The following is a 21,907-nucleotide window of genomic DNA, read 5'->3' on the forward strand; positions in this document are numbered from 1 at the left end:
CGGACGGCGGCTCAGAGGTGCTGGTCCGTGCGGTGCGCGAGCACGGTCAGCTCATGCCGGGTGCGCACGTCGACTTTGGCGAAGACGCGCCCGCCGTGCACCTCCACGGTCCGCACCGACACCTGCAGGGCGAGCGCGATCTCCCTGTTCGTTCGTCCCTCGGCCATGAGCAGGGCGACGTCCAGCTCCCGCGGGGTGAGGATGGGTTCCCACATCGCACGGCACACCTCCAGGGACGAGGGCGCCGGATCCCGCTCCGGCGCACCGGTGCCCGCAGCGGAGGGCAGCCGGCTCACCCCCAGGGCCCGAAGCCGCCGGCCGACCATGCCCCGCCACGCCAGGGCTCCAGATTCCTCGAACAAGCTGAGCGCCGCGCGCAGGTGCCGCACGCCGCGGCCGCGGTCGCCGCGGGCCGCGGCGGTGGACCCCAGCATCGCCTCGACCCTGGCACGTTCGAACGGCGAGCGGATCCCCCGGCTCTCCGCCGCCACGGCCTCGAGGTCCGTGCGCCAGGACGACTCCCGCGCGGAGCGGACACGCTCACGCAGCGTTCGCGCGAGCGCGGCCTCGGGCGGCTCCGGCGCCATGCGAGCCCCCAGCGGACCGACCTCGTCCAGTCCGGGAAGCCCGAGCCGCTCCGAGGACATTCCCCGATCCGCCCAGAGCGCCATATGCACGGCAGCCTCGTCACTGCGCCCCCGCAGATAGGCGTCGATCGCGCGGTCCACGAAGCCGTCGGAGTCGTGCGTCCACGGCGAGGCCGCGGCGAGCTCGAGCGACAGCCGTCCGATACGACCCTCGACGGCGAGTTCGAGCCGACGGCACAACGCCGCGGCGACGCCGCCGAAAGGGAGCGCCACCGGGAGTTCCGCGGCGGAGGCGCTCAGGAGACCGTACGCGGTGCCGATCCGCCCCGCCCAGACGTGGAGCAGCACGTCGGCGACCGCTCGCCTGGCGCGCAGCAGTGGGGCGCCCGCGCGCAGGCCGAGCAGGGGTTCGCCGCCGATGGTCGGCTCCGGATCCGCGAGGGCGCGGATCCCGGCGTCCGGATCGCCGTCGAGGCCGGTGCGGAGGGCGTCCGTCACGCGATGGAGGGGATCGCCGTCATCGATCGCGCCGTCGGCGCCCGGCACCACCGCCATGAGCCGGCGCAGGTCTGGCTCACGGTCGCCGAGGGCCGCGCCGAAGGGTGCGCTCAGCACCGCGGCGAATCCGCACCCGCGGCCGATCGCCTCGGCTGAGACCCGCGGATCCCGCGCCGGCGACGTGCCGTGCCGCAGGACATGCGCCAGGGCGAACACCGTTGCCGCCTCACCGCGATACCCGCGATCGATGCGCAGCGTCTGTGCGAAGCGCTCCAGGGCGTCCCCGATCCACCCTCCCGCCAGGGCCGCGTATCCGCTGAGCAGCAGAGCCCTGGCGTGCGGCGACGTACCGGGCGACGCGTGCTCCGCGGCCTCCGTCGCACACGACCACGCGCGCCCCGCGTCTGCGTCGTGAAGCGCAGCGCACGCACGCGCGAGGAGCGGTTCGACCAGCGTGGGATCGCCCACCACCGCGCCGCGAGCACGATGCCACAGCGCGGCCTCGCTCTCTCCCATGCCCGCGAGGACCCGCGCGAGCAACTGGTGGGCACGCAGGCGCTCCTGCGGCGTCGCTGCGGCGAGCACCTGGACGCGCAGTTCCGCATCGGCGAACCGGAAACGCCCGCCCCGCAGCCGGGCGAGGCCGGCGAGCGGCGACTCCGGGATCCGGTCGGGCGCGCACCTCGCGATCGCGCAGAGGACCTGCACCGATCCGGTTCCGCACAGCGCCAGCGCGAGCGCCCGCCCCGGATCCGCATCGCGCGGAAGAACGCGTCGGGCTTGCGCATCTCCCGCGGGGATCGCCGGAAGCGGATCCGGCAGAGCCCGCCATCCGTGCCGCTGCTCCGGATCCAGGGCCGCAAGAACCGCGGCGGACGCCGCCGTGCGGCCGCCGCACGCGCGGTCGATCGCCGAGCGCACGTGCGGAGCGACGTAGCGGACGCCTCCCGGCACAGTGGAGGCGTTCTCGTCCCCCTGCGCGGCCGGGGATCTTCTTCCCGCTCGCGGATCGCGCGGTCGCGCGCTCTTCGTGTCCCCCATCGCGCAGCCCCCCGCTGTGCTCGACCGTGCGCCTCGTCGCGCACGCGCTCGGATGCTAGCAAGGGCCCTTGGCACTCACCAAGGTTCTTGAACCCTGTCGAAGAACTGCCATCGACGCGGCAGAACACGAGAGAGGGCCTGGAAACAAGCGTTCCCAGGCCCTCTGCGCGAGTCTCACGGTGCCGCGATGCGGCGCGATCCGATCTACTCCTCGTCGTCTTCGCGCGGCTTGACGTACGGGTCGGCCTCGCCCGCGAACGAGGCGGAGGCGGCGATGCCGGCGACCTGCTGATCGCGCTCGCGCGCCTGACGGAGCAGATCGTTGATGTGGTCGGCGTTCTCGGGCAGAGCGTCGGGGATGAACTCCAGCGTGGGCACGAGGCGCACGCCGAGCTGACGCCCGACCTCTTTGCGAAGCAGCCCGGTCGCCGCGGTGAGCGCGGCGCCAGACGCGACGCGCTCCTCCTCCGTGCCCAGCACGGTGTAGAACGCGGACGCATGCTGCAGGTCACCCGTGACGCGCACCTCGGTGATCGTTACGAAGCCGAGGCGCGGATCGCGGAGCCCCTTCTCCAGCCGCTCAGCGAGGATGACGCGGATCCGATCCGCGAGTCGTGCCTGTCGTTCTCCGGCCATGTCCTTACCCTCTCACTACTCTCTTCCGCCACGGCGATACGGGCGGAGCCTGAGACACCCTGTGACGACCGTCGGGGCGTCCGCGAAGCGGACCGGGGCCCCGTAAGGTCGGCACAGGGTGCCTCAGGCGTTCCGATGCGCGATCAGGCGCGCGGCTTCTCCACCATCTCGGTGGTCTCGATCTCGTCACCGATCTGGATGTCGTTGTACTTGCCCAGGCCGATACCCGCCTCGAAGTCCGTGCGGACCTCGGTGACGTCGTCCTTGAAGCGGCGCAGCGACTCGATGGCCAGGCCATCGGCGAGGACGATGCCGTCGCGGATGACGCGAGCCTTGGCGTTGCGCGTGATCGTTCCCGACCGCACGATGACACCGGCGATGTTGCCGAACTTCGAGGAGCGGAACACCTCGCGGATCTCGGCGACACCCGACTGGACCTCTTCGAACTCCGGCTTGAGCATGCCCTTGAGGGAGTTCTCGATCTCGTCGATCGCGTTGTAGATGACCGAGTAGAACCGCACGTCCACGCCCTCGCGGGACGCGGCCTCACGGGCCTTCGGGTCGGGACGGACGTTGAAGCCCACGATGATCGCGTTGTCGATCGTCGCCAGGTTCACGTCCGACTCGGTGACGGCGCCGACACCGCGGTGGATGATGCGCAGCTGCACCGAGTCGTCGACCTCGATCTTGAGCAGCGACTCCTCCAGCGCCTCGACGGCACCGGACACGTCGCCCTTGATGATGAGGTTGAGCGTCTCGACCTTGCCCTCTTCGAGAGCACGCGTGAAGTCCTCGAGCGAGATGCGCTTGCGGGCCTTCGCCAGCTGCGCGTTGCGCTCGACGGCTTCGCGCTTCTCCGCGATCTGACGGGCCATGCGGTCCTCGTCGGTCACGATGAAGACGTCGCCGGCACGCGGGACCGAGTTCAGACCCTGCACCTGGACCGGACGGGACGGAGCTGCGGCCTCGACCGCGTCGCCGTTCTCGTCGATCATGGCGCGGACGCGTCCGTATGCGGTGCCCGCGACGATCGCGTCGCCGATCCGGAGGGTTCCGGACTGGATCAGCACGGTCGCGACCGAGCCGCGGCCCTTGTCGAGCTTCGCCTCGATGGCGATGCCTCGCGCAGCCTTGTTCGGGTTCGCGGTGAGGTCCAGACCGGCATCAGCGGTGAGCAGAACGGCGTCCAGGAGCTCCTGGATTCCGGTGTTCGCACGCGCCGAGACGTCCACGAAGATGACGTCTCCGCCGTACTCCTCTGCGACGAGTCCGTACTCGGTGAGCTGCTGACGCACCTTGGCCGGGTTGGCCTCGGGCTTGTCGACCTTGTTGACCGCGACCACGATCGGCACGTTGGCCGCCTGGGCGTGGTTCAGCGCCTCGACCGTCTGCGGCATGATGCCGTCGTCGGCCGCGACCACGAGGATCGCGATGTCGGTCACCTGCGCACCACGGGCACGCATGGCGGTGAACGCCTCGTGACCAGGGGTGTCGATGAAGGTGATCGCACGCTCGATGCCCTCGTGCTCGGTCCACACCTGGTACGCACCGATGTGCTGCGTGATCCCGCCGGCCTCGCCGTCGATGACGTTGGTCTGGCGGATCGCGTCGAGCAGTCGGGTCTTACCATGGTCGACGTGACCCATGACGGTGACCACCGGGGGACGGATCTCGAGGTCGTCCTCGCTCTCCGCCTCCAGCTCGGCCTCGAGGTCGAGACCGAAGCCCTCGAGGAGCTCCTTGTCCTCGTCCTCGGGCGAGACCATTTGGATGGTGTAGCCGAGCTCGGCGCCGAGAACCTCGAACGTCGCCTCGTCCAGCGACTCGGTGGCCGTGGCCATCTCGCCGAGGTTGAACAGGATCGTCACGAGCGTGCCGGGCTGCACGGTGTAGCCGCGCAGGGCCTCGAGCTTGTCCGCGAAGTCCGCGATCGATGCGCCGCGGCGCAGGCGGATGATCTCGCCGTTGCCCTTGGAGACGTTGACGCCGCCGACGACCGGCGCCGACCGCATCTCGAACTCTTGCCGCTTCGCCCGCCGCGACTTGCGCTGCTTGCTCTTGCCGCCGCCCTTGCCGAATGCGCCGGCGGTGCCACCACCGGGGCCGCGGCCTCGACCGCCACCACCGCCGGGACGACCGGCGAAACCGCCGGCCGGAGCGCCACCGGGGCGCTGGAAGCCACCGCCCGCGCCGGCACCGGCGCCGCCGGGACGACCGGGACCGCCGGTGCGCTGCTGGAACGGAGCGCCAGGACGACCGCCGCCGCCGGGACGACCGGGACCGCCGGCACGTCCGCCAGGACCCGGGCGGGGTGCGCCGATACGCGGGGAACCGGGGCGCGGAGCCTGCGGACGCGGGATGTTGCCCGGCGTCGGACGCGAGCCCATGCCCTGCTGCGAGGAGAAGGGGTTGTTGCCCGGGCGGGGACCCGCCGGACGCGAGCCCATGCCCTGCTGCGAGGAGAACGGGTTGTTCCCCGGACGCGGGGCGCCGGGGCGCGGAGCGCCGGAGCCACCGGGCTTGGGCGCGGACGACTTCTCCGCGGAGGGCTCAGCCGGAGCGGCAGGCGCGGCCGGGGCAGCGGGCTGCTCCGCGACCGGCGCCGGAGCCGGCTCAGCAGGCTTGGCCGGACCCGGCTTGGGGCCGGGGGTCGGCGCCTTGGGGCCGGGCTTGGGCGCGCCGGAGGACGCCGCGGCAGGCGTGGCGCCGCCGGGCTTCGCGGCCGGGGCGCCCGCAGGCGCAGCACCGGTCGGCTTGCCGGCCTCGATGGCGGCGCGCAGCTTGCGCGCGACCGGAGGCTCGATCGTAGATGAGGGGGACTTCACGAACTCGCCGAGCTCCTTGAGCTTCGCGAGTGCGAACTTACTGTCGACGCCGAGTTCAGCGGCGATCTCGTGCACGCGTGGTTTACCAGCCACAATTCTCCTGTCAGGGTCGGTCCGCCCTGGCAGGGCAGACCACTAGTCGCGGACGGGTCTCATTTCGAGCCGTTCACTTTGTTTCCATAGCCGTTCAGCCGTTTCTCGAGGGTCTGCGTGTTCTCTGCTTCCGGGAATTCCATTGCAGCGGACACACGGAGCGCACGGGCGAAGGCGCGTCTCCGCAGGGCGGTGACCACGCACTCCAGTGCCGGATGCACCCACGCACCCCGCCCCGGCAGCACGGCCTGCTCGTCGAAGACGAGCTCACCGTTCCGGATTGCCACCCTGAGCAGGGCGGTGCGAGATGCACGAGCGCGGCAACCGACACACGTTCGTACGGGTTCCATCTTACACCTCGGATCTCAGGCGCTTGTTCGCGAGCGACGGGAGGCTTCGTCTCAGTCGCTTCGCGTTGCTCAGCCTTGACCCGTGACGCATCAACGCGACTGCGTCGCATCGCTCCGTCACGCGTCGAGAATCGAGTCCGGCTGGATGTCGATCTTGGCGCCGGTGAGCTTGGCGGCGAGGCGGGCGTTCTGGCCCTCCTTGCCGATCGCGAGCGACAGCTGGTAGTCGGGGACCAGGGCACGGACGGCCTTGGTGCCGGAGTCGAGCACGAACGCGCTGGTCACCTTCGCGGGCGAAAGGGCGTGCGCGACGAACGTCGCGAGGTCCTGGTGGTAGTCGACGATGTCGATCTTCTCCCCGGCCAGCTCCTCGGTGACCGCGCGGACCCGTCGGCCCATCTCGCCGATGCATGCGCCCTTGGCGTTGATGGCCGGGTCATTCGCCTTCACCGCGATCTTGCTGCGGTGCCCCGCCTCACGGGCCAGCGCGACGATCTCGACCAGGCCCGCGGCGATCTCCGGCACCTCGAGCGCGAACAGCTTGCGCACGAGTCCGGGGTGCGTGCGGGACACGGTGATCGCCGGACCCTTCATCCCCTTGGCGACGGAGGTCACGTACACGCGGATGCGCGTGCCGTGCGCGTACTCCTCGCCGGGGACCTGCTCCTCGGGCGGGAGGATGGCCTCGACGGATCCGAGATCGACGTGGATCATGCGCGGGTTCGGACCCTGCTGGATCACGCCGGCGACGATGTCGCCCTCCTTGCCGCGGAACTCTCCGAGCACGGCGTCGTCGGCGATGTCGCGCAGACGCTGGCCGATGACCTGCTTGGCGGCGAAGGCCGCGATGCGGCCGAAGTCGTCGGGCGTCGAGTCCTCCTCGCCGATGATCGCGCCCTCGTCGTCGCGCACGGGGACCATGACGGTCACGTGACCGGTCTTGCGGTCGAGGTCGACGCGAGTGCCCTCGGTCAGCACGCCCTCTTGGGAGTCGTGCTTGGCGTAGGCGGTCAGGACGGCCTGCTCGATGATCGCGATCAGCTCGTCGAAGGGAATCTCCTTCTCCCGCTCGATCGTGCGCAGCAACCCGAGATCGATATCCATGACGGCCTCCCTGTTCAGCTCTCGTCGGCGCGCACCCGCACGCACGACATCCGTACAACGATACCCTGGCCGGACCCCCCTCGGCGAAGTCCCCCGGTCGCCGGGTCGGGGACGACGACGGCGAGGACGCCCCGAGGAGGACATGTGCCCGAGTTCGACACGATCGTGATCGGTGCCGGCATGTCCGGCGCGACCGCGGCACGGCTGCTCGCCGACGCGGGACAGCGCGTACTGGTGCTGGAGGCGCGGAACCGGATCGGCGGGCGCATGCACACGGACCGCGAGGCCGGCTTCTCCGTGGACCTCGGCGCGTCCTGGATCCACGGGATCGATGATTCCCGCCTGTGGGAGCTCGCGCAGGCGCTTGACCTGCCGACGATCGAGTTCACCGTCGGCAGCTTCCAGGCCGGCGGGCGCCCCATCGCCGACTTCGACGGCACGGGGAGCCGGATGTCCGCGGCGGAGAGCGCGCAGTGGGTCGCCGACGTCGAGATGGCCGATCGCGCCCTGGAGGAGGCGATCTCCCGGTCGACTCCCGGCGATACCTACCTCGATGTGACGGAGCGCGCGCTGGACGGGCTCGAGCGCCGCGAAGACGCCCTGGATCCCGAGCGCATCGACGAGATCCGGGAGTTCTTCCGGCACCGCGTCGAGGAGCAGTGCGGTGCCTGGATCGGCGACCTCGACGCCCACGGGCTCGACGAGGACACGATCGACGGCGACGAGGTGGTGTTCCCCCGGGGCTACGACGAGCTGCCGCACCGCATCGCGGCGGGACTGGACGTGCGGCTCGAGCACGTGGTGCGGCGGATCGCGCGCGTCGCGGACGGTGTGCGCGTCGAGACCGACCGCGGCGTGTTCGCCGCGGCGCAGACGATCGTCACCGTGCCGCTCGGGGTGCTGAAGGCGGGCGCGATCGCCTTCGAGCCGCCCCTGCCCGCCGAAGTCGCGGATCCGATCGCGCGGCTCGGCATGGGGGTGTTCAACAAGCTGTTCCTGCAGTTCCCCGAACGCTTCTGGGAGGACGGCGCCTATGCGATCCGCGCTCTCGGCGAGCCCGGCGAGCACTGGCACTCCTGGTACGACGTGTCCGCGATCAGCGGCCGGCCGACGCTCCTGACCTTCGCCGCGGGCCCCTTCGGGAGGCATGTGCAGACGCTCACCGACGACGCCGCCGCTGCAGACGCGGTGGCGGCGCTGAGACGGCTCTACGGCGAGGCCGTCCCGGATCCGATCGCCCGCTGGATCACGCGCTGGGGCGAGGATCCCTTCTCGCACGGCTCGTATTCGCACGTCGCGACCGGATCCTCGCACCACGACCACGACGCGCTCGCAGGCCCGGCGGACGGCGTGCTGCACTTCGCCGGCGAGGCCACCTGGGGCGAGGAGCCCGCGACGGTCGGCGGGGCCTACGCGTCGGGCGCGCGCGCCGCGGAGCGGGTGCTGGGGCGGCCTGTCGACCTCGCCGCCTTCGCCGAGGGGATCCGACGCTCCGAGGCGTGAGCAGGACGGTACCGCTCGCGCTGCTTTGGTTCTACAGTGCTGTCATGGAGGCCGCGCTGGGGGCTCCGACTACCCGAGAACCGTGGACGACCGGGACGATCGTCGAGGCGGTGACGACGTGCGCGCCGTGATCGCGCCGCTCGGCGCCGACCCGTCGGGCCGTGCTCTGGACGCGCTCACTCCGCGCGAGCTCGAGGTGCTGGCGCTCATGTCCGAGGGCTGGTCGAACGCGGCGATCGGCGGGCATCTGTTCCTCTCCGAGCGAACCGTCGAGACGCACATCGGCGGCATCTTCGCCAAACTCGGCATCGAGGACTCCCCCGACGGCAACCGTCGCGTCCGCGCCATCCTCGCGTATCTGCAGGCCCCCGCCCGCTGACCCCCGCCCCTCCTGAGTTCCACTCCATCTCCGGTCGTCCCCATGAGCGGACCCCATGGCGTCCTCTCATGGGGACGACTCGGAAGTGGAAGGGCGTGTTCAGGCGGAAGGGGCGGAAGGGGCGGAAGGAGCGGAGGGAGCGGAGCCGAACCGGTTGACCGCTCCGATGAGGCGGAAGAGGCTCCCGACCGAGCGCTGGTCGAGGTGCAGCGACAGCCGCGGCAGCTCCACGCGGTCCTTGTCGGCGAGTTCCGCGGGCTGCGGACCGCAGGCCTCGATGCGGCCGGAGGACAGCATCGATCCGAACTGCTCGTTCAGCTGCGCGATCTCGTCCGAGGTCGGCTCCGCGCGCAGCCGGAGGACGAGCAGGTCCCCCACCCACCGCAGCGAGTCGTAGTTGCGCCAGAATCCGGTGACGACCGCCGCTGCCTCGGTCACGGAGTCGGTGATCCGCACGCGGTCGAAGTCGCCGGGCGAGATCACGCCGGTCGGCGCGAGGTCCTCCTGGACGAAGCGCTCCAGCCCCCGCCAGAACGTTCCGCCCGGTTCGTCGAGCAGCACGATCGGCATGGGCTCCGCCTTGCCGGTCTGCTGCAGCGTGAGCAGCTCGAACATCTCGTCCAGGGTGCCGAAGCCTCCCGGCAGGCAGATGAACCCGCCCGACTCCTTCATGAGCATGAGCTTGCGCGTGAAGAAGTACTTCATCGCGACGACGTGCTCCTGCTCGGCGACGATCGTGTTGGCCTTCTCTTCGAACGGGAGCCGGATCGAGACCCCGAGGGAGCGCTCAGGGCCCGCCCCTTCGGCGGCGGCCTGCATGATCCCCGGCCCCGCGCCGGTCACCACCATCCAGCCCTCCGCGGCGAGCGCCGCCGCCACATCGCGCGCCTGCCGGTACAGGGGGTCGTCCTGCGCGGTGCGGGCGGATCCGAAGACCGTGACCTTCGGCACACCGTGGAACGGAGCGAACAGCCGGAAGGCGCTGCGCATCTCGGAGAGGGCGGCCGAGGCGATCTTCAGATCCAGCCGGTCCGTGCCGTCCTCGCCGAGCAGCACGGCGGTCTGCAGCATCCGCAGCACCAGGCGCCGGTCGGCGTGCACACCGGCGTCGTCGAGCACGGCGTTGATCTCGGCCCTGAGGGCGGGAGGCAGGATCTCGTCGGTCATGCCTCCAGCGTGTCACGCCCCCCGCGTCGGCGGACGCCGCCGCGCGGAGCAGCCCTCGCCCGCGTCCGTCAGTCCGCGGCAGGCCAGGGCATGGGACGCTCCGGCAGGCGCGCGCTGTCGTCGGGGAGGTGCGGCAGCGACTCGCCGCCGGCGCGGATGCAGAGCCAGCGCAGCTCGCTGGGACTGTCCGGGCGGGCGCGCCAGGTGCGCGGCACGCCCTGGCCGACGCGGACGACCGAACCGGGTCCGACCTCGACGACGTCGTCGCCGACACCCATCTGACCGCGTCCGGCGAGGAACACGTAGAGCTCCTCGATCCGCGCATGCGTATGCCAGTAGCCCGCCTCCTCACCGGGGACCAGGGCGTTGGCTGTCATGCCGATGTACTGCATCGTGAGCTCGTGGTCGACGACGCGCCGTCCGTCGCGCGAGCGCGTCTCGTCGAACCCGCCGTGGAAGGCCCGCCACTCGTCGGGGCTCCCGATGCTCATGACCTGATAGTCGCTCATCCGCTCTCCTCCTCCGCGCCCTGACGCGTGCCCTCGCCACCGCTCCAGGACCGGAGCCAGCGATCTCCCTCCCGGGTGTACACGATGCGGGTGTGCCTGCGGTCCGTCGCACCCTGCCAGAACTCGATCCAGCTCGGAACGATCCGCCAGAGCACCCAGTCGCCCTCGGCGACCCCGGCGCGCGCTGCCTCGGAACGCGCCGCGAGATCGGCGGCGATCTCCTCCGCGGAAGCCTCGATCACCGGCCCCCGCACCCGCACGGCGCGCAGCACCGGCTGCCACCAGAAGTTCAGCGCAGCTGCGGGATTCGCCGCGAGCTGGCGGCCCTTGGCGGAGGAGCGCGTGCCCGCGAACGCCCAGCCGCGCTCGTCCACGTCCTTGAGGATGAGGGTGCGCGCGTCCGGAACGCCGTCGGCGTCGACCGTCGCCAGGGTCACCGCATGAGGCTCGGCGACGCCGGCCTCCGCCGCGGCCGTGATCCAGTTCAGGAACAGTGCGAGCGGATCGTCCGGCACCGCGTCGGGATGCAGCGCAGGAGCGGATCCGGTGAGCGAGGGGCGTGCTCGCAGCCAGGCGGCAGGCGTGGTGTCCATGCCCCCATCCTGCAGGACACGCACCCGCCGAGGTCTCAGCGCTCCGCGAGCCGCGCCACGGCCGCGCGGACCTCGTCGTGCGGGAGCGCGACGCTCTCGTGACCGTCGCGGCCGACCATGTCCTCCGCCGCGACGAGGGCGTTCCAGACCGCCTCGTCGACGGCCTGCACCGCCGCGGTGAGGAACGGATCCATCCGCCCCCACGGCACGAAGCGCAGCTGCTCGTACTCGGCGCGCTCGTCGGAGGGGAACACCGAGCTCAGCGCCCCGGGGTTCGCGGTCGACAGCGCCAGCACGATGTCTCCGGAGAAGTGGCTGCCGGTCGTTCCGCTGCGGCCGAGGCCCAGCGCCCCGCGGCGGGCGAGCGCCGCGCACTGCCCCGGCAGCAGCGGCGCATTCGTGGCGATGACGACGATCGCGGATCCGGCCCCTCCCACGGCGCGTCCTGCGGCCCGGTCCTGGGCGAACCAGTCGGTGTCGCCCATCGGGTTCGGCGCCGCGGTCTGTCGCCCGAGCGGGATGCCGTGCAGGCGCAGCTCCGCGCGCGAGCCGAAGTTCGCCTGGATGAGCGCGGCGACCACGTATTCGTCCTCGCCATGGTGCACGACTCGGGAGGCCGTGCCCGTGCCGCCCTTGAAGCCGTAGCAGTTCATGCCGGTGCCCCCGCCGACGTTGCCCTCCGCGACCGGCCCCGCCGTCGCCGCATCCAGCGCCTGCACCGCGTGCTCCGGTCGCACGTGGGCGCCGTTGATGTCGTTGAGGTAGCCATCCCACGTCTCCCCCACGACCGGCAGCAGCCACTGCGCGGCCAGGTCGGGGCGGTTCGCGGCCAGCCAGGCGTCGACGCCGGCGTGCACCGGGCCGACGCCGTGCGAGTTCGTGATCGCGATCGGCAGCGCGACGGATCCGGACTCGTCGATCCAGCTGCGGCCGGTGAGCTCGCCGTTGCCGTTGAAGGAGTGCACGGCCGCCGCGCACGCATCGCCGACGCCGCCACGCCCGCGAGGCAGGATCGCGGTCACCCCGGAACGCACCGCATGGGGGCCTTCCCCCGCGATGAGCGTCCTGAAGCCGACCTCGAGCCCTGGGACGTCCGTGATCGCATCCAGTGCACCGGGCTCGCCGTCGAACTCGATGCCGAGATCGCGGGCGCGCGGGCGCCCCTCCGGCTGCGGCGAGGGGGGATGCGACGTCATGGGGTCTCCGATCTACTTTGAACGATTGTTCAGAATCTTACGACAGATCGCAACCAATTGCTTGACAGGATCGACTTGACACTCTTGAATCACTGTTCAAGCGCCGTCGCTGTCCCGATGCGACGGCGGATCGAACCAGGAGCCGATGATGTCTCGACCTTCCCCCGCCGATTCCGCGGTCGCCGCCCCGGCCGACGCCGCGCTCACCGGTGGCACCGCGCTCGCCCGCCGCCGACTGGGCGTCTGGGCGATCGTCTTCTTCGTGATCTCCGCCGCGGCGCCGCTCACGGTGGTGGCCAGCGCCGCTCCCACCGACTTCCGTCTCGCGGGGATCGGCGGCCCGGGGGCCATGCTCGCCTCCGGCATCGTGCTGATGCTGTTCGCTGTGGGGTTCACCGCGATGTCCCGCTACGTCCGCAACGCCGGCGCCTTCTACATCTACGGCGCGAAGGGGCTCGGCAAGCCGATCGGGATCGGGATCGTGTTCGTCACGATCTTCTCCTACGCGGCGCTCTGCATCTGCTTCTACGGCTTCGTGGGCTTCTTCGGCGAGATGACGTTCTCGGCGCTGTTCGGGATCGACCTGCCGTGGACCGTCTACGCGCTCATCGCCTTCCTCGTGGTCGGCATCCTCGGCTATCGCAAGATCGACGTGGGCGCGAAGGTCCTCGCCGTCCTCCTCACCGCAGAGGTCGCGATCCTGCTGATCCTCGCCATCGGCGTCCTCGCACAGGGCGGTCCGGAGCCGATCTCGTTCGCCGCGTTCGCCCCGCAGAACGTGTTCTTCGCCGCGGGCAGCGGTGCGCTGTTCGTGTTCGGCTTCGGCGCCTACCTCGGCTTCGAGAGCACCGCGATCTACACCGAGGAGGCGATCCGTCCCACCCGCACGGTCCCGATGGCGACCTACATCGCGATCGCGTTCCTCGGGATCTTCTACGCCTTCACGTTCTGGATCCTCACGGTCGCCTTCGGCGTGGACGGCGTGCTCAAGCTCGCGCAGGAGGACACCTTCCAGGACATGGTGTTCAACGCCGGCGAGCAGTACCTGGGCCTCTGGGCGTCGATCACGATGCGCATCCTCATCGTCACGAGCTTCTTCGCCTGTCTGCTCGCGTTCCACAACGCCTGCACCCGCTACCTGTTCTCGATCGGCCGCGAGCGACTGCTGCCCGCCTGGCTCGCCCGCACGCAGATCAAGACCCAGGCTCCGCACCACGCGAGTCTCGTGATGAGCATCATCTCGCTCGCCGCGATCGTGATCACGCTCGCCACCGGGGCGGATCCGTTCCTCGGCTTCGCCCTGCCGGTGTATTCGGTGGGCGTCGCCGGCCTCGTGTTCGCGCAGGCTGTCGCCGCGATCGCCGTCGTCGGCTTCTTCCTGCGCGACCGTCGAGAGCACAGCGTCTGGCGCGTGATCGTCGCGCCGGCGCTCGGCGCGATCGGCCTGATCGTGGGGTGGATCCTCATCGCGACGAACTTCGGTCTCGTCTCGGGGGTCGAGGGTCCCATCAACATCGCTCTGCTGGCTCCTACCCCTGTCCTGTTCCTCGCCGGGATCGTGATCGGCTTCGTCCTCAAGGCCCGCAACCCCCGGCACTATGCTGAGCTGACCACGGTGGTCGTGGACGACGAGGGCTGAGCGCCGACATCCGGACGCGACGGCTCCGACAGTTCGCAGGAAGGGGTCGCCGTGCCGGCACCGCACAAGCACAGCGCACGCCGTGCCGAGCTCATCTCGGCCACCCGCCGGGTCGCCGGCCGGAGCGGGCTGAACGCGACGAACGTGCGCGCGGTCGCGGCCGAGGCGTCGGTGAGCGCCGGCAGCGTGCTCTACTACTTCTCCAGCTTCGACGACCTCATGTACGCGACCGTCGAGGGCGTACTGGAGGAGATGTACGAGCACCGCAGGGTGATCGCGGAGCAGGAGCCGGATCCGATCCGTCGGCTCGCGAAGCTGGTCGAGGCTGGTGTGCCCGATGAGATCAGCGACCATCTGCGCATGGCGTACGAGAGCATCCCGCTGCTGCGCGAGCAGCCCCAGTACCGTCCGCTGCACCGCTCGATCGTGGAGCGCCAGGTGAGCCTGTACCGCTCCACGATCGAGATCGGGGCCGCGCTCGGCGTCTTCCGGCCCGCGGCGGAGCTCACCGTGATCGCGCGCAACATCGTCGCGCTCGAAGACGCATACGACCTCTACCCGCTGATCGGCCTCGAGCACGGCGCCACGACCTATCGCGCGAACATCCTCTCCTACGCGTCGCTCGCGCTGGGCTGCGAGATCACCGCGGAGTGACCCTCGTGCATGCGGAAGGCCCCGGGATCCGATTCGGATCCCGGGGCCTTCGCACTGCAGGGCGGCGGTCAGCGCGTGGCGAGCGTCTGCAGGGCCTCCGCGAGGGAGACGGTGTCGCGCTCGCCGCTGCGACGATCCCACAGCTCGACCTGGCCGTCGGCGGCGCCGCGGCCGACGACGAGCACGCGCGGCACGCCCACGAGCTCGGCGTCGCCGAACTTGACCCCGGGCGAGACCTTGGGGCGGTCGTCGTAGAGCACGTCGAGACCCGCGGCCTCGAGCTGGGCCGCGGCGTCCGCGGCCACGTCGAACGCGACCTGGTCGCGGCCGGCGGCCACCACGTGCACGTCGAACGGCGCCACCGAGGCGGGCCAGATGAGCCCCTTGTCGTCGTTGTTGAGCTCCGCGATGATCGCGAGGATGCGGGTCACGCCGATGCCGTAGGAGCCCATCGTGACGGTCACGAGCTTGCCGTTCTCGTCGAGCACCTTGAGCCCGAGCGCGTCGGCGTACTTGCGGCCGAGCTGGAAGACGTGGCCGATCTCCATGCCGCGCGCGAGATGCACGGGGCCGGACCCGTCGGGCGCAGCGTCGCCCTCGCGCACGTTGGCGATCTCCACGACGCCGTCCGCGGAGAAGTCGCGGCCCGCGATCACGGAGTGCGCGTGCTTCTGATCGATGTTCGCGCCCGTGATCCAGCTCGTGCCCTCGACGACGCGGGGGTCGAGGAGGTACCGGATCCCGGTCGCGGACTCCTCGCCGAGGATCGCACCCGTGGGCGACCACGGGCCGATGTAGCCCTTGACCAGCAGCGGGTGCTTCTCGAAGTCGTCGGGGGTCGCCGGCTCGATCTCGGCGGGGGCGAAGGCGACCTCCGCGCGCTTCTCGTCGACCTCGCGGTCACCGGGGATGCCGATGACGACCAGTTCGCGGGTGCCGTCGAGGTGCGTGAGCGCGAGCACGACGTTCTTCAGCGTGTCGGCCGCCGTGAACTCGCCCTCGAGGTTCGCGTTCGCATGCGTCACGAGCGTCTCGATCGTGGGTGTGTTCGGCGAGTCGAAGATCACGGGGGCGCTCGCCGCGTCGAACGGGAGGGGCTCCGGGATCGCGGTCGTGTACGCCTCGACGTTGGCCGCGTAGCCGCCCTCCGAACGCACGAAGGTGTCCTCGCCGACGGGCGTCGGGTGCAGGAACTCTTCGCTGCGGGATCCGCCCATGGCGCCGGCGTCGGCCTGCACGATGACGTACTCCAGGCCGAGGCGCTGGAAGATGCGCTCGTAGGCGTCGCGCTGCGCCTGGTAGCTGACGTCGAGCCCGGCATCGCTGGCGTCGAACGAGTAGGCGTCCTTCATCGTGAACTCGCGGCCGCGCAGCAGGCCGGCGCGGGGCCTGGCCTCGTCGCGGTACTTGTCCTGGATCTGGTAGATCGTCAGCGGCAGGTCCTTGTACGAGGAGTAGAGGTCCTTCACAAGGAGCGTGAACGCCTCCTCATGCGTGGGCGCGAGCAGATAGTCGCCGCCCTTGCGGTCCTGCAGTCGGAACAGCAGGTCGCCGTACTCGTCCCAGCGGCCGGACGCCTCGTATGCCTCACGCGGCATGAGCGCCGGGAAGTGCACCTCCTGGGCGCCCGCTGCGGCCATCTCCTCGCGGACGACCTTTTCGATACGCGCCTTGACGCGCAGGCCCAGCGGGAGCCAGGCGAAGATGCCAGACGCCTGCGGTCGGATGTATCCGGCGCGGATCAGCAGCTTGTGGCTCGCGACCTCGGCGCCGGCCGGGTCTTCGCGGAGCGTGCGGAGGAAGAAGTTCGAGAGACGTGTGACCACCGGACAAGTCTACTGACGACGATCGCCCCGCCTGTGCGGGTTGCAGAGGCGGGGCGATCGGCAGGTCGGATCAGTTCAGCGCGCGCGTGCTCGCCGGGATGACCCCGCCCGCGTAGAGCTCTGCCGCGTTGTCCTGCAACGCGGTGAGGGCGACCCGCTGCGGCAGCGGGCCGAAGGAGATGCGGGCGGCGCCGAGCGCCTCGTACTCGGTGGAGGTGAGCGCGCCGGGCAGGCCGATCACGCTGACCTTGCCGTGACCGATCCCCTCGACGAGGGCGCGGGTGGTGTCGGCGTCGAGGATCCCCGGCACGAACACCGCGGTCGCGCCGGCGTCCAGGTAGGCCCGGCCGCGCGCGATCGCGTCGGCGACGGACTCCTCGACGGGGCGGCCTCCGCCGCGGACGAAGGCGTCGGTGCGGGCGTTGAGCACGAACGGAACGCCCTCGGCCTCACCGGCCCGGATCATCGCCTCGACATCGGCCGCGGCCTCGGCGAGGGGGCGCAGCCGGTCCTCGACGTTCGCACCCACGACGCCCGCACCGATCGCGAGGCGCACGGTCTCCCCCGCGTCGCCGTAGCCGTCGTCGAGGTCGGCGGTCACCGGCAGCTCGACCGCGGCGGCGATGCGGCCGACCATGTCGAGCATGAGCTCGCGCGGGATCGCGCCGTCGGCGTAGCCGTAGGAGGAGGCGATGGAGTGGCCCGCGGTGGCGATGGCCGTGGTCTCGGGCAGTGCGGCGATCGCCTTGGCGGAGACGACGTCCCAGACGTTCACGACGCGGAGGATCTCGGGTGCCGCGTAGAGCGCGGCGAGGGTGCGGGCCTTGTCGGCAGAGGTGGTCATGGTCACAACGCTAATACCCGGCCCGGATCCGGGGGCGGCCTAGGCTGAACCCATGCCGCAGCGCCGATCGCACGTCGCCCCGTCCGCCGCACAGAGCGAGCTCGCCACCGCGCTCGCGGCGCTGCGCACCGAGATCGGTGCTCCTGCGGAATTCTCACCCGAGGCGCTCGCGGAGGCCGCGTCGGTCTCCGCGCCCGTGCCGGACCTGGACCTGCGCCACATCGCGTTCGCCACGTTGGACCCGGCCGGATCCATGGATCTCGATCAGGCCTTCCAGATCGAGAGGAGCGGATCCGGCTACACGGTCCGCTATGCGATCGCGGATGTCCCGTCATTCGTGACGGCGGGCGGCGCACTCGACGAGGCTGCCCGCGGCCGCGGCGAGACGCTGTACGCGGCCGACGGCACGATCCCGCTGCATCCGCCCGTCCTCAGCGAGGATCGCGCCTCACTGCTGCCGGATCAGGACCGCCCCGCGCTCGTGTGGACGTTCGCCCTGGACGCGACCGGAACCGTCACCGACACGCGGCTGGAACGTGCGCTGATCCGCTCCCGCGCGAAGCTGGACTACATCACGGCCCAGGCGGACCTCGACGCCGGCAGGGACACCCCGGCCGCGCTCCTCCCTGAGGTCGGGCGCCTGCGTCTGGCGCAGGAGGCGCAGCGCGGCGGTGCGAGCCTGAACCTGCCCGACGATGAGGTCGTGCGCAAGGACGACGGCACTTATGCGATCGAGCGACGCACGCCCCTGCCGATCGAGGACTGGAACGCGCAGCTGTCGCTCATGACCGGCATGGCCGCGGCGCAGCTCATGCTGCAGGCGAAGGTCGGCATCCTGCGGACCATGCCGCAGCCCGACGATGCCGCATTCGACACCTTCCGCCGGCAGACCGAGGCGCTCGGCGTGCCGTGGACGGCGGGCCGCTACGGCGACTACCTGCGCGGCCTCGATCGGGACGACCAGCGCACCCTGCCGATCCTGGAGGCCGCGTCCGCGCTGTTCCGCGGCGCCGGCTACGTCGCGTTCGACGGCCAGGTCCCGGCCGAGACGACGCAGGCCGCGATCGCCGCGCCCTATGCCCACGCCACCGCTCCGCTGCGGCGTCTCGTGGACCGCTGGTCCCTCGCGATCTCGCTCGCGGTGAGCCGCGGCGAGGAGATCCCCGCGTGGGTGCACGAGAGCATGGAGCAGGTTCCTGACCTGATGCACGCCGCGGCGCAGCGGTCCTCCACGCTGAACTCGCGCACGCTCGACCTCGTGGAGGCCGCCGTGCTCGCGCCGCACGTCGGCGAGACCTTCCCCGCGGTCGTGATCCGGCGCAACGGCGAGCGCGGCACCGTGCAGATCACGGAGCCGCCGGTGACCGCCTCGATGGCGCTGCCGAATTCGGCGGCGGCGGGCGCGACCATCCAGGTGGTGCTGAACTCCGTCGACGTCGCGAAGGGGCAGGCGGCCTTTGCGGTCGTCTGAGGGCTCCGCGGACGACCTGACCGCGTGGCTCCGCAGTCACGCGCATCGCCTGCGCACGCTCGATCCGGATGAGGACGACGACGCGGACCTCGAGCCGCTTCTCGGCATCGTGGGCGATTCCCGCGTGGTCGCGATCGGCGAGTCGATGCACCGCGTGCACGAGTTCTTCGCGCTGCGCGACCGCGTGTTCCGGTTCCTGCATCGGCGCGCCGGCTTCACCGCCCTCGTGACGGAGAGCGGGCTCCCGGAGGGAAGGCGCGTCGACGAGTGGATCCGCACCGGGCGCGGTGGCCTGCGGGACACCCTGCACGAAGGGGTCTCCTACGGCTTCGGCGCCTGCCAGGAGATGCTCGACCAGCTCACCTGGATGCGCGAGCGCACCGCGACCGGGCGATCCGCCCCGCGCTGGTACGGGATGGATCTGCCCGACTCCTCGGCGAGCGCGCTGCCGGGGATCCTCGCCGCGCTCGATGTGCTCGACGAGGCGGATCCGCACTACGCCGCGCACATCCGAGAGACGCTGCTGCCGCTGTTCGGGTATCTCCCCGACGACCGCACAGGGCTGGCGCAGGCCGCACCCTCCATCCGCGCGTATCTGGCGCTGCCCGCGCCAGATCGCGGGGTCATCACGGTCGGCATCGCCGATCTCGCCGCACGCATCCGGGCACGGCGGCGCGAGCAGATCGTGGCGCTCGGCGGTGATGCCGCAGCGGAGCAGCGGGTGGACTTCGCGATCCGCGCCGCCGAGAGCGCCCGGGCGGCCGATTCGTTCCTGCAGGCGATGACCGCGGGCCCCACCCGCACCTGGCCCGCCGCGAACATCCGCGACGCGTGGATGGCCGACACCGTGGAGTGGGTCCTGCAGCGGGAGCCCCGCATCGTGGTCTCGGCGGCCAACGGCCACGTGCAGCGGACCCCGTTCTCCGCTCCCCCGTTCGTCCCGGATCCGATGACGACCATGGGCGGGCACCTCGCGGACAGGCTCGGCGACGACCTCGTGGTGATCGGGACCGCGTTCGGCGGTGGCGAGCAATGGCTGCATCGCCCAGACCCCGCGGATCCGCCGGGGCATTCCCGCCCCTTCGTCGCGCCGCTCGCATCGCTCGATCCGTCCAGCCTGGACGCGGCGCTCGAGCGTTCAGGCATCGACGATGCCGTCATCGACCTGCGCACCGCGCCGGAGGCGGCCGCCGTCGCGCTCGACGTCACGACCGGATGGCACAACGGCGACGTGGTCCAGCCGGGCCGCGCACGCGACGCGTTCGACGCGGTGGCCTTCATCCGGTCGGTGACCCCTTGGCGGACCTGGATCGACGACCGCGGGCTCGATCGGCGCTGAGGGTTGCCGATGTATGCCGATCGCGACCGGCAGGCTCCACTAACGATCCGCACAGTCGGCCCTCGTTCGAAGTTCTTCCCCGATCCTGGATCGTCTCTCCCAAAGTCTGCGGCGTTCGAGAGAATGGAGCATGGAACTTTTCACCGACATCGAGGCACAGGTTCAGGCCCTGCGCGCGCTGCTCGGTGATGCCCTCGAACCGACCGATCTCATCCCGCTCATCGAGAGGCTCGACGACGCGCAAGCAGTCGATGCGCTCACGGCGGCGACAGCGCTGGTCCAGGACGGGGAGAGGATCCGGGCGGCGGCCACGGGCGTCATCGCGGCTCGTTCTTCCCGCGAAGCCGGGCAGAACGGACTCGCCCAGTCCCGCGGACACAGGAACGTCGCCTCCCTCGTGCAGGAGATCACGGGCTCGACGAGGGCCGAGGCCGGCCGGCAGGTGCGCATCGGCGAGTCGCTCCGCACCTCTGCAGTCGCGGCGGCTTCCTCCGTCCCGGCCGTCGGCGACCCGTCTTCGGACGACGAATCGACTCGCGCGGATATGCCGATCACGCCCTGGCACACCGAACTCGACCGCGCCCTGCTCGACGGGCGGATCACGTCGGCGCAGCACGACGCGATCCGTCAGGGGCTCGCAGATCCTCCACGCTCCGACCAGACCGAGCACGAGTCCGAGTGCGACGAGACCGAGCACGACGCGCTCCTGCGCGAGCTGTGGGAGGTGGCCGCAGATCAGCTCATCGGCGCGGCGGCGCACGACACGCCTGAGATGCTGAGCTCCGCGGCTCGCTCGATCCGCGACCGGCTCGATCCCGATGGTGCGCGCCGACGGTTCCAGGAACGGCACTCGCGGCGCTCATTCCGCGTGTGGACCACGGACGACGGTCACAAGCGGGGCACGATCGACTTCGATGACGAAGGCTACGCGTGGGCGACCACCATCATCGCCAACGCCATGCGCCCGCGGACCGGCGGCCCTCGCTTCGTCGACGCCGAGGAGAAGGCCCGCGCGAAGGCTCTGACCGACGATCCGCGCACGAACGACCAGCTGACCTACGACCTGTTCCTCGATCTGCTCCGCACCGGGGCCCTCGCCGACGCCCCGGCCGTGTTCGGCGCGCGACGTGCGGGAGTCCGCATCGTGCAGGTCGTGAACGGCGAGGGCATCGCAGATCCGATCGCACACGCGGAGGATCACCTGCACTCATTCCCCTCGGCGGTCGCCCAGCAGCAGACGTGCGATGTCGGCGCTGTCAGGGTCACGGTCGATTCCCGTGGGAACCCGCTCGACGTCGGCCGCGAACACCGCCTCTTCACACCCAAGCAGCGCGTCGCGCTCGCCATCCGAGACGGTGGATGCCGATGGACGGGCTGCGATCGGCCGGCGTCCTTCGGCGAAGCACGCCACCTCGATGAGTGGGTCCAGGATGACGGGCGGACCGACATCGACCGCGGCATCCTGCTGTGCAGGTTCCATCACATGCAACTGCACCACGGCGGCTGGCGGATCACCCGTCACGAGAAGGAAGACTTCGTCCTTCATCACCCTCGCGGGCAGACCTTCGCGCTCCCTCCCCGACCTGCCCTCCGATACGCCTGGGCGGGCGTCCGACCATGGCGGAAGCGATTCCGCGCGGCGGCATGACGGGA

At 71.0% G+C, this 21,907-nt stretch carries 18 protein-coding genes; 7 read left to right on the top strand and 11 right to left on the bottom strand.

The genetic code is table 11. The features are described from left to right. Positions 1 to 11: 11 nt before the first annotated feature. The 5 genes from RS86_RS19015 to nusA form a co-directional block, all read right to left on the bottom strand. On the bottom strand, positions 12 to 2,039 hold the full coding sequence (locus RS86_RS19015) for a LuxR family transcriptional regulator (protein ID WP_045273838.1): 2,028 nt from the start codon (positions 2,037 to 2,039) through the stop codon (positions 12 to 14). A 291-nt stretch (positions 2,040 to 2,330) separates the two neighbouring features. Next, entirely contained in the window at positions 2,331 to 2,762 is a 432-nt protein-coding gene (gene rbfA / locus RS86_RS19020) for a 30S ribosome-binding factor RbfA (protein ID WP_045273839.1), read from the bottom strand. A gap of 143 nt (positions 2,763 to 2,905) precedes the next feature. After that, on the bottom strand, positions 2,906 to 5,680 hold the full coding sequence (gene infB / locus RS86_RS19025) for a translation initiation factor IF-2 (protein WP_235281839.1): 2,775 nt from the start codon (positions 5,678 to 5,680) through the stop codon (positions 2,906 to 2,908). A 59-nt stretch (positions 5,681 to 5,739) separates the two neighbouring features. Further along, positions 5,740 to 6,030, bottom strand: a complete 291-nt coding sequence (locus RS86_RS20230; RefSeq protein WP_082076906.1) for a YlxR family protein — start codon at positions 6,028 to 6,030, stop codon at positions 5,740 to 5,742. Positions 6,031 to 6,147: 117 nt separating this feature from the next. Continuing rightward, a complete protein-coding gene (gene nusA / locus RS86_RS19030) occupies positions 6,148 to 7,134 on the bottom strand; it encodes a transcription termination factor NusA (protein WP_045273841.1) in 987 nt (328 codons plus the stop codon). A gap of 144 nt (positions 7,135 to 7,278) precedes the next feature. On the opposite strand from nusA, the gene RS86_RS19035 reads away from it, so the two are divergent. Together RS86_RS19035 and RS86_RS21055 are read left to right on the top strand one after the other, a co-directional pair. Then, a complete protein-coding gene (locus RS86_RS19035) occupies positions 7,279 to 8,637 on the top strand; it encodes a flavin monoamine oxidase family protein (protein ID WP_152642237.1) in 1,359 nt (452 codons plus the stop codon). 82 nt (positions 8,638 to 8,719) lie between these two features. After that, on the top strand, positions 8,720 to 9,016 hold the full coding sequence (locus tag RS86_RS21055) for a helix-turn-helix domain-containing protein (protein ID WP_052680389.1): 297 nt from the start codon (positions 8,720 to 8,722) through the stop codon (positions 9,014 to 9,016). Positions 9,017 to 9,115: 99 nt separating this feature from the next. Here RS86_RS21055 and RS86_RS19045 read toward each other — a convergent pair whose 3' ends face one another. From RS86_RS19045 to RS86_RS19060, 4 genes are all read right to left on the bottom strand, one after another. Next, positions 9,116 to 10,183: a TIGR00730 family Rossman fold protein gene (locus RS86_RS19045; RefSeq protein WP_045273842.1), complete on the bottom strand. Its 1,068-nt coding sequence runs from the start codon at positions 10,181 to 10,183 to the stop codon at positions 9,116 to 9,118. Positions 10,184 to 10,251: 68 nt separating this feature from the next. Next, positions 10,252 to 10,692, bottom strand: coding sequence for a cupin domain-containing protein (locus RS86_RS19050; RefSeq protein ID WP_045273843.1), 441 nt, complete (start codon positions 10,690 to 10,692; stop codon positions 10,252 to 10,254). After that, positions 10,689 to 11,285, bottom strand: coding sequence for a pyridoxine/pyridoxamine 5'-phosphate oxidase (locus tag RS86_RS19055; protein ID WP_045273844.1), 597 nt, complete (start codon positions 11,283 to 11,285; stop codon positions 10,689 to 10,691). Before RS86_RS19055 ends, RS86_RS19050 begins: the two co-directional genes overlap by 4 nt. A gap of 35 nt (positions 11,286 to 11,320) precedes the next feature. Continuing rightward, complete coding sequence (locus RS86_RS19060; RefSeq protein WP_045273845.1) at positions 11,321 to 12,481, bottom strand: P1 family peptidase; 1,161 nt, start codon at positions 12,479 to 12,481, stop codon at positions 11,321 to 11,323. Positions 12,482 to 12,629: 148 nt separating this feature from the next. Between RS86_RS19060 and RS86_RS19065 the strand changes: the two genes are divergently transcribed. After that, positions 12,630 to 14,120 (top strand): APC family permease, encoded by a 1,491-nt coding sequence (locus tag RS86_RS19065; protein ID WP_045273988.1) that lies wholly within the window; start codon positions 12,630 to 12,632, stop codon positions 14,118 to 14,120. Positions 14,121 to 14,171: 51 nt separating this feature from the next. Further along, complete coding sequence (locus RS86_RS19070; RefSeq protein WP_045273846.1) at positions 14,172 to 14,774, top strand: TetR family transcriptional regulator; 603 nt, start codon at positions 14,172 to 14,174, stop codon at positions 14,772 to 14,774. 68 nt (positions 14,775 to 14,842) lie between these two features. Here RS86_RS19070 and RS86_RS19075 read toward each other — a convergent pair whose 3' ends face one another. Both RS86_RS19075 and RS86_RS19080 read right to left on the bottom strand, forming a co-directional pair. Next, on the bottom strand, positions 14,843 to 16,600 hold the full coding sequence (locus RS86_RS19075; protein ID WP_045273847.1) for a proline--tRNA ligase: 1,758 nt from the start codon (positions 16,598 to 16,600) through the stop codon (positions 14,843 to 14,845). A 70-nt stretch (positions 16,601 to 16,670) separates the two neighbouring features. After that, positions 16,671 to 17,444 carry an isocitrate lyase/PEP mutase family protein gene (locus tag RS86_RS19080; RefSeq protein ID WP_045273848.1) on the bottom strand — a complete coding sequence of 258 codons (774 nt, stop codon included), beginning with the start codon at positions 17,442 to 17,444 and terminating at the stop codon, positions 16,671 to 16,673. Positions 17,445 to 17,496: 52 nt separating this feature from the next. Here RS86_RS19080 and RS86_RS19085 point away from each other — a divergent pair, with 52 nt between their 5' ends. The 3 genes from RS86_RS19085 (at position 17,497) to RS86_RS19095 (ending at position 21,902) form a co-directional block, all read left to right on the top strand. Then, entirely contained in the window at positions 17,497 to 18,915 is a 1,419-nt protein-coding gene (locus RS86_RS19085; RefSeq protein ID WP_045273849.1) for an RNB domain-containing ribonuclease, read from the top strand. Continuing rightward, positions 18,902 to 20,254: an erythromycin esterase family protein gene (locus RS86_RS19090; RefSeq protein WP_052680390.1), complete on the top strand. Its 1,353-nt coding sequence runs from the start codon at positions 18,902 to 18,904 to the stop codon at positions 20,252 to 20,254. The genes RS86_RS19085 and RS86_RS19090 overlap by 14 nt, the downstream gene beginning before the upstream one ends. 130 nt (positions 20,255 to 20,384) lie before the next feature. After that, a complete protein-coding gene (locus tag RS86_RS19095) occupies positions 20,385 to 21,902 on the top strand; it encodes an HNH endonuclease signature motif containing protein (protein WP_045273850.1) in 1,518 nt (505 codons plus the stop codon). The last annotated feature ends 5 nt before the right edge of the window (positions 21,903 to 21,907 follow it).

It is taken from the genome of Microbacterium azadirachtae, from assembly GCF_000956505.1.
Taxonomy (GTDB): Bacteria; Actinomycetota; Actinomycetes; order Actinomycetales; family Microbacteriaceae; genus Microbacterium; species Microbacterium azadirachtae_A.